We start from the raw sequence: 11,300 nt of genomic DNA on the forward strand, positions 1-11,300 counted from the left end.
CGCCCTCAGGGCGTAGGGGGCGGTCCGGGGCGGAGCCCCAGGGAAGGGCCCGGGCTGACGAAGGGGGCCCGCCCCGGGCGGACCCGGCCCCGGACCGGGGCGCAGGCTCGGACCCGGCGGACCCGGCAGACCCGGCAGACCCGGCAGACCCGGCGGACCCGGCGGACCCGGCGGACCCGGCGGACCTGGCGGACCCGGAGGACCCGGACCCCGCGCCGGGCTCAGGCGCCACCCCGGGCTCAGACCCAGACCCCGCCCTCGACCCTCCCCGCCCCAGAACCACCGGCCCCTCCACCGACTCCACCCACGCGTCCGGCTCCCCACCCCCCGCCCACCGCTCGTGCAGAAACTCCGTGATCTCGGGGAAGCGGTTGACGGGATACGTCTCCGACTCGGGGAACTCCTCCTCGTCCGGCGCCCGGTCCCCCGCGTTCACCAGCACCCTGAGCCGCCCCAGCTCCCGCTCCCACACAGAAAGCGCCGCGAAGGACCCGGCCAGCGCGGAGCACGCCCCCAGGGCGGCGGCACGCCAGCACTCCCGTGGGGTCTGCGCCGCCGCCATCGCCTGGGCCAGCGCCACCACTGCGCGCAACTGCCGATCCTCAGCCATCATCACAGCTTAGGGAGGTTTGACCTGATTTGATCCCTTGACGTGGGCCGGATCATGGTCCGTCACTCGCCGGGCCACTTCGGCTTCCGCTTCTCGTTGAACGCGGCCACCCCCTCCGCGCGGTCCCCGGAGAACGCGACGGAACGCCAGGCGGCGTCCTCGACCTCCAGACCGGCCCGGAGGTCGAGCCCCTGTCCCAGCCGCAGCGCCCGCTTGGCGGCGCGCAGCCCGACGGGGGAGTTCGCCGCGATCCTGGCGGCGAGGGCCAGCGCCTCCGTACGGGCGTCCTCGGCGAGCTGGTCGACGAGCCCCAGCTCACGCGCCTCGGCGGCCTCCAGCCGGCGCGCGGTGAAGACCAGCTCGGCGGCCCGGGCGGCGCCGACCCTGCGGGGCAGGAGCTGGGTCCCGCCGCCGCCCGGGATGACCCCGACGGAGACCTCGGGCAGCCCGACGACGGCCGTGGCGTCGGCGACGATGAGATCGCAGGCGAGGGCCAGCTCGTACCCGCCGCCGAGGGCGAAGCCGTGGACGGCCGCGACCGTGGGCATCGGCAGCTCCAGTACGCCCGTATAGGCGGCCCGCGCGGTCGGCCGCTGCCGTACCAGATCGGCGTCGGTGAAGGAGTTGCGCTCCTTGAGATCCGCGCCGACGCAGAACGCCCGGTCATTCGACGAGGTGAGCACGGTGACCCGTACCTCGCGGTCGGCGGCCAGCGCGTCGCACGCGGCGGCGATGGAGCGGGCCATGTCGGTGGAGACCGCGTTCATGGCCCGGGGGCGGTCGAGGACCAGCTCGGCGACATGGTCGCGGACGCGGACGAGTACGAATTCGCCGAACCGCTGCTCGGACTCGGACATGAGGCACCCTCCCGGTTAACGATGGTTCACCGGATCATAGGCCCGCACCCCAAGCGGGCGGCCCGGGGACCCCGGCACCCGCTCCGGGACGAGGGCTCCCGGGAAGGGCCCAGGTCACCGCTCCCCCGTCACGGCCTCCGCGACAGCAGCCACGGCTCCACCACGCCAAGACCGCGCACCGGCCGCTGCCACATCGGCTGGAGTGCGAAGCGGTACGGGGGCGGGGGCTCGCCCTCCTTCTCGGCGGTGGCGGCCTCCTCCGCGGCCCGGGTCTCGGAGACCGGCGCGTCTCCCGTACGGATCAGCTCCTCCGCGAACGCCCCGTCCACCAGCACCGTGTCCTTCGGCGCTATCGAGGTGAGGCGGCTCGCCAGATTCACCGTCGTACCGAAGACATCGCCCATCCGCGTGGTGACCGTGCCGAAGGCGATACCAACCCTCAGGGCGGGCATCGACTCGTCCTGGGTCATCGCGTCGATCAGCCGCAGCGCGATCTCCGCCGCCGTGCGCGCGTCGTCCGCCGCGTACAGCACCTCGTCACCGAGGGTCTTGATCAGCCGTCCGCCGTGCGCGGCCACCAGGTCCGCCGAGGTGGTCTCGAAGGACTCGACCAGCTCGCCCAGTTCCTCCTCCTCCAGCCGACGGGTGAGCCGGGTGAACCCGACGAGGTCGGCGAAGCCGACCGCGAGACGGCGGTCCACCATCTCCTCGTCGTCGGCGGCCTGGACGACACGTCCGGTCGCCGCCGCGAGCTGCCGCCGCCACACATAGACGAGGAACTCCTCCAGCTCCGGCAGCAGCAGCTCGATCAGCGGATACGTGACTTCGGTACGGGTCATCCCGGGCTCGGGCGGCTCGGTGAGCCCCTCCAGGAAGGAGTCGATCTGCCACTCCGCCAGCCGGGCCGTGGTCTGACCGGTGGACCGCGCGACCTGGATGGCCATCGGCTCGCTCAGCAGCCCCGCCTCGACCAGACCCGCGAGCCGCCGCAGCGCCAGGACGTCCGCCTCGGTGAGCGCCTTCGCCTGCCCGATGTCCGCGAAGCCCATGGCCCGCCAGAAACGGGAGGCCAGCTCCATCGAGACACCGGCGGTGCGCGCGGCCTGGAAGGGGGTGTGTCGGCGCTCGGCGCCGAGGATCAGCTGTTCCAGCCGGATCGCGAGGGGGTCGTCGGTCGGCTCGGCGGTGTGGTCGACCGCGTGGTGGGGCGTCGGATGAACAGCGGCGGCAGTCTCACCGGACCCGGATTCGGCACCAGAAGACCCAGAGGACCCAGAGGACCCAGCACCAGAACCGTCATCGGAGCCGACACCCGCCCCGGAACCGGAATCTGTCACAGCCGCATGCCCAGGCCCATCACCATGACCGGGTTCATCGCCATGCCCAAGTCCATGACCATGCCCATGACCGGGTTCATCGCCAGGCCCCTGACCAGTACCGTCACCGGACCCACGACCAGGATCAGGGCCGGAGTCGACACCCTGACCAACCCCGGGATCAAGCCCGGAACCAACCCCGGGATCAAGCCCGGGTTCGGAGCCCGGCCCAGAACCGGAACCGTCCTCCCCGCCGGACGGCAGAGACGGACCGGTCGACATGGCGGCCCCTGACCCACCGGACGCGCCCGCGCCGGAGGAGGTGTCGTCGACGGTCACCAGCCGCCTCCTGCCCGTTCCCTGCGCACTGCCCTGCCGATCTGTCGCTCGATCGCCTCAACGATACGGCAGGTGTGCCCTGGCTCACGTCCCGGTTGCCGTACCCGTCCACCGAGAATCGCCGCAGATCATCCGGCCGGCCGCAGATGCACGATGTCACCCGCGCCGATCGCCTGCCGTCCACCGCCCTCGGAGGCCAGAACCAGCTGCCCGTCCCCGTCCAGGGCCACCGCCTCACCGGTCACCGACCGGTCGCCGGGCAGTTCGGCACGTACCGCGCGGCCCAGCGTCGCACACCCCGCAGCATATGCCTCCTGCACGTGCGAGGAACCCGGGTCGCCACCCGCCCCGCGCCACCTCCCGTACCACTCCTCCAGAGAGCGCAGAACGGCCCGTACGAGCGGATCACGGTCGGTGGAGATCGCGCCGGCGAGCGCGAGGGACCCGGCGGTCGGAACCGGAAGCTCCTCGTCGCGCAGGGTGACATTGATGCCCATCCCGAGCACCACCGCGTCACCCCCGACCCGCTCGGCGAGAATGCCCCCGGTCTTGCGCTCCTCGCCGCCGACCGTCACCAGCAGGTCATTGGGCCACTTGAGGGAGAGGTCGACGCCGGCCGACCGGCTCAGCCCGGCCGCGGCGGCGACTCCGGCGAGCAGCGGCAGCCAGCCCCAGCGCTCGACGGGCACCTCGGGTCCCGGCCGCAGCAGCACGGATACGAAGATCCCTGAGCGCGGCGGCGCGTTCCAGGCGCGGTCGAGCCGGCCGCGCCCGGCGGTCTGCTCCTCCGCGATCAGTACGGCGCCCTCGGGGGCGGACCCGGCCCGCGCCGCCAGATCCGAGTTGGTGGAGCCGGTCGCCTGTACGACGTCGAGCGAGGTCCACAGACCGCCCGGCCGGAGGAGGGCGCGGCGCAGCGCCGTCGCGTTGAGCGGCGGTCGCTCCAGGTCGGACCAGCGGCTACCGGGCGCATTCTCTTGGGTCATGCAAGCCAGGTTAGGTGTGGTAAACGCCGCACTGCCGAACGGTATCGCCGCCGATACGCTACGAAACAGCAGCCGACACAGTAGCCAGCGAGATCCACCCGACAGCCGCCGAGGGCGGCTGACCAGCCAGGGGAGCCGCATCCCGATGCCCGAGCAGGAACAGATCGCCGTCTCCGACGGTCCGACCACCCACACCACCGCGGGGAAGATCGCCGATCTTCAGCGGCGTACGGACGAGGCCACGCACGCAGGCTCCGCACGCGCGGTGGAGAAGCAGCACGCCAAGGGCAAGCTGACGGCTCGCGAGCGGATCGATCTGCTGCTGGACGAGGGGTCGTTCGTCGAGTTCGACGAGTTCGCGCGGCATCGTTCCACCAGCTTCGGCCTGGCGGAGACCCGTCCGTACGGCGATGGTGTGGTCACCGGCTACGGCACGGTCGACGGCCGTCCGGTCACCGTCTTCTCCCAGGACTTCACGGTCTTCGGCGGCGCGCTCGGCGAGGTCTACGGGCAGAAGATCGTCAAGGTGATGGACTTCGCGCTGAAGACGGGGTGCCCGGTCATCGGCATCAACGACTCCGGCGGCGCGCGGATCCAGGAGGGCGTCAGCGCGCTCGGCATGTACGGCGAGATCTTCCGCCGCAACACCCACGCCTCCGGGGTGATCCCGCAGATCTCGCTGGTGGTCGGCCCCTGCGCGGGCGGCGCGGTCTACTCCCCCGCGATCACCGACTTCACGGTCATGGTCGACCAGACCTCGCACATGTTCATCACGGGCCCGGACGTCATCAAGACGGTCACCGGCGAGGACGTCGGCTTCGAGGCGCTCGGCGGCGCCCGTACGCACAACACCACCTCGGGTGTCGCTCATCACATGGCGGGGGACGAGAAGGACGCGATCGAGTACGTCAAGTCGCTGCTGTCCTATCTGCCGTCGAACAACCTGTCCGAGCCGCCGGCCTTCCCGGAGGAGGCCGACCTCACCGTCAGCGACGACGACCGCGAGCTGGACCTGCTGATCCCGGACAGCGCGAACCAGCCGTACGACATGCACACCGTCATCGAGCATGTGCTCGACGAGGGCGAGTTCCTGGAGACACAGGCGCTGTTCGCGCCGAACATCGTCACCGGCTTCGGGCGGGTGGAGGGGTTCCCGGTCGGGATCGTCGCCAATCAGCCGATGCAGTTCGCGGGCTGTCTGGACATCAACGCCTCGGAGAAGGCCGCGCGGTTCGTCCGCACGTGTGACGCCTTCAACATCCCCGTGCTGACCTTTGTCGACGTCCCGGGCTTCCTGCCGGGCGTGGACCAGGAGTACGGCGGCATCATCCGCCGCGGCGCGAAGCTGATCTACGCGTACGCCGAGGCGACGGTCCCTCTCATCACGGTCATCACCCGCAAGGCGTTCGGCGGGGCGTACGACGTGATGGGCTCCAAGCACCTGGGCGCGGATCTGAACCTCGCGTGGCCGACCGCGCAGATCGCGGTGATGGGCGCGCAGGGAGCGGTGAACATCCTGCACCGCCGCACGATCGCGGCGGCCGACGATGCCGAGGCCACGCGCGCGCAGCTCATCCAGGAGTACGAGGACACCCTGCTCAACCCGTACACCGCGGCCGAGCGGGGCTATGTGGACGCGGTGGTCATGCCGTCGGACACCCGGGTGCAGATCGTGCGCGGACTGCGCCAGCTCCGTACGAAGCGGGAGAACCTGCCGCCGAAGAAGCACGGGAACATCCCCCTCTAGCCCCCCGATCCCTCCAGCCCCCGCTGGAATCCCCGCCGGCCGCCAGGAAGGGCAAGACAATGATCAAGGTCATACGGGGCAACCCGACCAGAGAGGAGCTGGCCGCCGCACTCGCGGTGGTCCAGGCCCGCGCGGCGGCCACGGCCTCCGCGCCCGAGGGGGCCGCGTCCCTGCCAGAACAGTGGTCGGACCCGGCCCGTATCGCCCGCCGCCGCAGCCCCCTCCCGGGCCCGCGCGCCTGGGCCCGTACGTACTGGCCGGTCTAGGGCACGTCGTTCCAGCCGGTCCGGGGGGACGCCCACTCTGGCGAAAGCGCGGCGGGGGCGGGCTCCCGGGCCTCCGGCGCCCGAGGCGGAGTCGCACCGTTTCCCGTTGAGCACCCGAACGTTGAGTACCTGTACTCAGGCGCGGGGGCCCGCCCCGACCCCACCATCGGGGCATGCTGTGGTCCGACCCCCAGAACGAGCCCCCCAAGGAACTGCGCGAGACGCAGGCGATGCTGCGCCGCGCCGGCCTCCTCCTCGCCCTGGCCATGGTGGTGGGAATGATTGTGGTGGGCCTGCATTGACTTTCGGCGCCTACGATGGCGCCATGACCGCCCGCGCTCCCCGCCTCGTCCTGGCCTCCGCCTCCCCCGCCCGGCTCGAACTGCTGCGTATGGCAGGGTTCGCCCCCGAAGTGATCGTCAGCGGTGTCGACGAGGACGCCCTGACCGCGCCGACCCCGGCCGAACTGGCGCTCGTACTCGCCGAGGCGAAGGCCGCCGTCGTCGCCGCGCGCCCCGAGGCCGCCGGGGCCCTGGTCGTCGGATGCGACTCGGTGCTCGAACTGGACGGCGAGGCGCTCGGCAAGCCCGCCGACGCGGAGGAGGCCACGGCCCGCTGGAAGGCGATGCGCGGCCGGACGGGTGTGCTCCAGACCGGGCACTGTGTCATCGAGGCGGCCACCGGCCGGATCGCGTCCGCGACCGCTTCCACCGTGATCCGCTTCGGCGAGCCGACGGACGCGGAGATCGCCGCGTATGTCGCGACCGGTGAACCGCTGCGGGTGGCGGGCGCGTTCACCCTGGACGGGCGCTCGGCGCCGTTCATCGACGGCATCGACGGCGACCACGGCAATGTCATCGGCCTGTCGCTGCCGCTGCTGCGCGCCCTGCTGGCGGAGCTGGACCACTCGGTCACCGACCTCTGGGTCTGAGAACGCCCACGGGTCCGGGTCCGGGTTCGGGTTCGGGTTCGGGTCAGCGCCCCGTGTTCAGCCCCCGTGTTCAGACCCCGTCGAGCCGACCGTCGAGCCCTCCGTCGAGCCGTCCGCCCCGGCGCGCAGTCCGGCCAGGGTGACCCCGACGAGCCGCCGGGCCGCCGCCCCTGAGGGCAGGCTTCCGGCCGCGCCCAGGGCGTGCAGGGAGTAGGCGGCCAGTTCCCCGGGCGGGATGTCGTCCCGGATGACACCGGCCCGTACGCCATCGGCGAGCAGTTCCCGGATCAGTTCGGTCAGTCGCCGATGGGCGTGGGCGACCTGCTCTCCCTCGTGCAGCAGCGCCGCGTGTTCGCTGCCGTGGTGCCGGTGGCGCTCATGGGCGATCAGCGCATACGCCTGGAGTACGGCCGCGAGCCGTTCGTCCGGCCCGTCGGCTCCGTCGCGTACGGCCGCCAGCCGGTCGAGGTGGGCGTTGATCTGGCGTTCGTGCCAGGCAGTGAGGACCGCTTCGACGTCGGGGAAGTACTTGTAGAGCGTCGCCCGCCCGATACCGGTCGCCTCGGCGATGCGCGACATCGTCACCGACAGCAGCCCGTGCTGAGCGACCAGCCCGGCGGCTGCGTCGAGTACCGCCTCGCGGACGGCACCGCGGTGCTCCTCGATCGTCTCGCTCCACAGCTTCGGCATGCCCCGAATATACGTGGCGGCTACGTGACGCCGATCCTGTGACACCATGATTCGAGTGCGACATAGTGTCTCGTAAAATCTGAGCCTCGTGAAAACGGGGCTCGCAGGAACGGGGCCCGTGAAAGCGGGGCCCGCAAAGGCTCAGGCGTACCCCACTACGACGATCGAGGGAAACAGCCATGTCCGAAAACACCCCCACCGGCGGGGACCAGGGGGACGGCACGCGCGCCCCGAGGCCCCGCTGGGTGACCCTGCTGGGGGTCGCCGCGCTCGCCCTGGTCGCGGCGTTCCTCATCGCACATCTCGCCGGCGGGACGGGCGGCCACTGATGGCGATGACACCACGCGTACGGAAGTTCGCGCTCACCGCCCATGTGACGGCCTCGGTCGGCTGGCTGGGCGCGGTGGCCGGGTTTCTGGCGCTCGCGGTCGCCGGGGCCGCCGAGGGCGGCACCGACCCCGCCCGGTCCGTCTACCCCGCGATGGAGGTGCTGGGCCGGTATGTCATCGTCCCGCTGGCCCTGGCCACACCGCTGACGGGTCTCGTCTCGTCACTGGGCACGCACTGGGGACTCGTGCGGCACTACTGGGTCGTCGTCAAGCTCTGGCTGACCGTCCCGGCCACGCTGCTGCTGCTCGCCCATATGCGGCCGGTGATCGCCATGGCGGACGGCACGGCGGGCCACGACCTCGGCGGACTGCGCACTCAGTTCGTCACCCAGGGGGCCGCGGCGCTGCTGGTGCTCCTCGGCGCCACGGCACTGTCGGTGTACAAGCCGGCCGGGCGCACCCGGCGCGGCACCCGGATCACACCGGCGCCACGCCACCCGTAGACCCCGGCGCCACCCGGTTCGCGGGACCGGGCGCCACGCCACCGGCAGGACCGGGAGCCACTCCGCTCGGGGGCCCTGGCACCTTCGGGGCGGCGGCCGGTCCGTCCGGGGACCCCGGCTTCCCGTGCTTCCCGTACGTCCCGTACTTCCCGTAACTGATCAGCACCAGCACGATCAGGCCCAGTACCACCATCAGGAAGCCGAACGCGTACCAGCCGACCAGGCCCAGGGTCACCGCCCCCAGCAGCCCGTGCAGCACCGCCGCGCCGATGAGCAGCGCGCGGGCGAGGCGCCCCGGCGCCCGGTCGCGCACCCCGGCGACCAGCGACACCACCGCGCACGCGCCCAGCGCGAGGCCGAGCACCCCGCCCGTCACCCAGGTGCCGATGACCATCGCGTCCGGGTCGAGTCCGTCGAGGGACATGCTCTGCCCGTCGACAAAGGTGGCGAGAATGCCATTGATCACCACAATGCCGACGGCCTCTGTCAGCAGCACCACCGCAGCCACCACGGCCACCGCTCTGCGCACCACCGTGCCCCCAACCCTCTGCTGCCGGAACTGCCACCGGAACTGTTACCGGAAGTACGTATGACAGCGCGCAGGCTACTAACGGGTAGCTCCGGGGACAAGAGTTCCGGCGCGCTGGCCCCACCGCAAAGAATCACTGGGCCAGTAGTAGGAATCCCACAAAGAATGGCGTTCGGCCGGGGGGTCCCCGAACAGAGACCTGCGCCACACGACAGGGCTACTGTGCGAGAGAGAAACCCGTCGTACCGTGGTGCGACAAGGGATTTCGCGATTTGCGCGAGCCTCGAATCACGCTCCGTGTGGGCAAGCTCACCATTGGGGACGGGTCGATAGGCCGTGTCGGCAGTCCCTAAACTCAGCTTGTTTCAAGGAGGGAGCCATCGTGCGCAAGGTGCTCATCGCCAACCGTGGCGAAATCGCTGTCCGGGTCGCCCGTGCCTGCCGGGATGCCGGGATCGCGAGTGTGGCCGTCTACGCGGACCCGGACCGGGACGCGCTGCATGTCCGCGCCGCCGACGAGGCGTTCGCGCTGGGTGGTGACACCCCGGCCGCCAGCTATCTCGACATGGACAAGGTCCTCCAGGCGGCGAAGGACTCCGGCGCGGACGCGATCCACCCCGGATACGGCTTCCTGTCCGAGAACGCCGAGTTCGCCCAGGCCGTCCTGGACGCCGGGCTGACCTGGATCGGACCGCCCCCGCAGGCCATCCGCGACCTCGGCGACAAGGTCGCCGCCCGCCACATCGCCCAGCGCGCGGGCGCCCCCCTCGTCGCCGGCACCCCCGACCCCGTCTCCGGCGCGGACGAGGTCGTCGCCTTCGCCGAACAGCACGGCCTCCCCATCGCGATCAAGGCCGCCTTCGGCGGCGGCGGACGCGGCCTCAAGGTCGCCCGCACCCTGGACGAGATCCCCGAGCTGTACGACTCGGCCGTCCGCGAGGCCGTCGCCGCCTTCGGCCGCGGCGAGTGCTTCGTCGAGCGCTACCTCGACAAGCCCCGCCACGTCGAGACCCAGTGCCTGGCCGACACCCACGGCAATGTCGTCGTCGTCTCCACCCGCGACTGCTCCCTCCAGCGCCGCCACCAGAAACTCGTCGAGGAAGCCCCCGCCCCCTTCCTCACCGACGCCCAGAACGCCGAGCTGTACGCCGCCTCCAAGGCGATCCTCAAGGAAGCCGGCTACGTCGGCGCGGGCACGGTCGAATTCCTCGTCGGCACCGACGGCACCATCTCCTTCCTTGAGGTCAACACCCGCCTCCAGGTCGAGCACCCCGTCACCGAAGAGGTCACCGGCATCGACCTCGTACGCGAAATGTTCCGCATCGCCGACGGCGAACCCCTCGGCGCTGCGTCGTATTTCAAGGATGGCGACCCGCAGATCCGCGGCCACTCGTTCGAGTTCCGGATCAACGGCGAGGACCCCGGCCGCGGCTTCCTGCCCGCCCCCGGCACCGTCACCACCTTCAGCCCGCCCAGCGGCCCCGGCGTCCGCCTCGACGCCGGCGTCGAGTCCGGCAGCGTCATCGGCCCCGCCTGGGACTCCCTCCTCGCCAAACTCGTCATCACCGGCGCCACCCGCGAACAGGCCCTCCAGCGCGCGGCCCGCGCCCTGGCCGAGTTCCACGTCGAGGGCATGGCCACCGCCATCCCCTTCCACCGCGCCGTCGTCACCGACCCGGCCTTCACCGCCGACCCGTTCCAGGTCCACACCCGCTGGATCGAGACCGAGTTCGTCAACACCGTCCCCGCCTTCACCGCGACCGCCGAGACGGAGACCGAGGACGAACCGGGCCGCGAGACCGTCGTCGTCGAGGTCGGCGGCAAACGCCTCGAAGTCTCCCTGCCGTCCTCCCTCGGGATGACCCTGGCCCGTACCGGCCTCGCCGCGGGCGCCAAGCCCAAGCGCCGCGCCGCGAAGAAGTCCACCGCCGCCGCCTCCGGCGACACCCTCGCGTCCCCGATGCAGGGCACCATCGTCAAGGTCGCCGTCGAGGAGGGCCAGGAGGTCCAGGAAGGCGACCTCGTGGTCGTCCTGGAAGCCATGAAGATGGAACAGCCCCTCAACGCCCACCGCGCGGGCACCGTCAAGGGCCTCAACGCCGAGGTCGGCGCCTCCATCTCCTCGGGCGCCCCCATCTGCGAGATCAAGGACTGACATACGGCTGTACGCACAGGGGCCCGCCCCCCGCCCGGCCTG

The 11,300-nt window shown here is 71.6% G+C and carries 13 protein-coding genes and 1 pseudogene; 7 read left to right on the forward strand and 7 right to left on the reverse strand.

All coding sequences use genetic code 11. From position 1 onward, the window contains the following. Positions 1 to 280: 280 nt before the first annotated feature. The 5 genes and pseudogenes from ACWF94_RS20585 to ACWF94_RS20605 form a co-directional block, all read right to left on the reverse strand. Positions 281 to 610: pseudogene (locus ACWF94_RS20585) on the reverse strand (diguanylate cyclase); the annotation flags it as partial. Between the two features lie 62 nt (positions 611 to 672). Further along, complete coding sequence (locus ACWF94_RS20590; RefSeq protein WP_453490105.1) at positions 673 to 1,467, reverse strand: enoyl-CoA hydratase/isomerase family protein; 795 nt, start codon at positions 1,465 to 1,467, stop codon at positions 673 to 675. A 128-nt stretch (positions 1,468 to 1,595) separates the two neighbouring features. Then, positions 1,596 to 2,804 carry an adenylate/guanylate cyclase domain-containing protein gene (locus ACWF94_RS20595; RefSeq protein ID WP_453490108.1) on the reverse strand — a complete coding sequence of 403 codons (1,209 nt, stop codon included), beginning with the start codon at positions 2,802 to 2,804 and terminating at the stop codon, positions 1,596 to 1,598. Further along, positions 2,801 to 2,947: a hypothetical protein gene (locus ACWF94_RS20600; RefSeq protein WP_453490111.1), complete on the reverse strand. Its 147-nt coding sequence runs from the start codon at positions 2,945 to 2,947 to the stop codon at positions 2,801 to 2,803. The genes ACWF94_RS20595 and ACWF94_RS20600 overlap by 4 nt, the downstream gene beginning before the upstream one ends. A 303-nt stretch (positions 2,948 to 3,250) precedes the next feature. Further along, positions 3,251 to 4,108: a biotin--[acetyl-CoA-carboxylase] ligase gene (locus ACWF94_RS20605; RefSeq protein WP_453490114.1), complete on the reverse strand. Its 858-nt coding sequence runs from the start codon at positions 4,106 to 4,108 to the stop codon at positions 3,251 to 3,253. 145 nt (positions 4,109 to 4,253) lie between these two features. Between ACWF94_RS20605 and ACWF94_RS20610 the strand changes: the two genes are divergently transcribed. From ACWF94_RS20610 to ACWF94_RS20625, 4 genes are all read left to right on the forward strand, one after another. Continuing rightward, the gene (locus ACWF94_RS20610; protein WP_453490117.1) at positions 4,254 to 5,855 is read left to right on the forward strand and encodes an acyl-CoA carboxylase subunit beta; all 1,602 of its coding nucleotides are present in this window, start codon (positions 4,254 to 4,256) and stop codon (positions 5,853 to 5,855) included. A 59-nt stretch (positions 5,856 to 5,914) separates the two neighbouring features. Further along, the gene (locus ACWF94_RS20615) at positions 5,915 to 6,121 is read left to right on the forward strand and encodes an acyl-CoA carboxylase epsilon subunit (protein WP_453490120.1); all 207 of its coding nucleotides are present in this window, start codon (positions 5,915 to 5,917) and stop codon (positions 6,119 to 6,121) included. Between the two features lie 173 nt (positions 6,122 to 6,294). Further along, entirely contained in the window at positions 6,295 to 6,423 is a 129-nt protein-coding gene (gene mmpB, locus ACWF94_RS20620; RefSeq protein ID WP_453490123.1) for a morphogenic membrane protein MmpB, read from the forward strand. A gap of 23 nt (positions 6,424 to 6,446) precedes the next feature. Beyond that, on the forward strand, positions 6,447 to 7,052 hold the full coding sequence (locus tag ACWF94_RS20625; RefSeq protein WP_453490126.1) for a Maf family protein: 606 nt from the start codon (positions 6,447 to 6,449) through the stop codon (positions 7,050 to 7,052). Positions 7,053 to 7,109: 57 nt separating this feature from the next. On the opposite strand, the gene ACWF94_RS20630 is transcribed toward ACWF94_RS20625, so the two are convergent. Continuing rightward, positions 7,110 to 7,742: a TetR/AcrR family transcriptional regulator gene (locus tag ACWF94_RS20630; RefSeq protein ID WP_453490129.1), complete on the reverse strand. Its 633-nt coding sequence runs from the start codon at positions 7,740 to 7,742 to the stop codon at positions 7,110 to 7,112. Between the two features lie 179 nt (positions 7,743 to 7,921). Between ACWF94_RS20630 and ACWF94_RS20635 the strand changes: the two genes are divergently transcribed. Both ACWF94_RS20635 and ACWF94_RS20640 read left to right on the forward strand, forming a co-directional pair. Next, the gene (locus tag ACWF94_RS20635) at positions 7,922 to 8,071 is read left to right on the forward strand and encodes a hypothetical protein (RefSeq protein WP_453490132.1); all 150 of its coding nucleotides are present in this window, start codon (positions 7,922 to 7,924) and stop codon (positions 8,069 to 8,071) included. A gap of 5 nt (positions 8,072 to 8,076) precedes the next feature. Continuing rightward, complete coding sequence (locus tag ACWF94_RS20640) at positions 8,077 to 8,574, forward strand: hypothetical protein (protein ID WP_453490135.1); 498 nt, start codon at positions 8,077 to 8,079, stop codon at positions 8,572 to 8,574. Here ACWF94_RS20640 and ACWF94_RS20645 read toward each other — a convergent pair. Next, complete coding sequence (locus ACWF94_RS20645) at positions 8,549 to 9,106, reverse strand: hypothetical protein (protein WP_453490138.1); 558 nt, start codon at positions 9,104 to 9,106, stop codon at positions 8,549 to 8,551. The two genes, ACWF94_RS20640 and ACWF94_RS20645, sit on opposite strands and share 26 nt — an antisense overlap. A gap of 379 nt (positions 9,107 to 9,485) precedes the next feature. Between ACWF94_RS20645 and ACWF94_RS20650 the strand changes: the two genes are divergently transcribed. After that, a complete protein-coding gene (locus ACWF94_RS20650) occupies positions 9,486 to 11,258 on the forward strand; it encodes an acetyl/propionyl/methylcrotonyl-CoA carboxylase subunit alpha (protein ID WP_453490141.1) in 1,773 nt (590 codons plus the stop codon). Positions 11,259 to 11,300: the final 42 nt, after the last annotated feature.

The organism is Streptomyces sp. NPDC055078 (assembly GCF_053607985.1).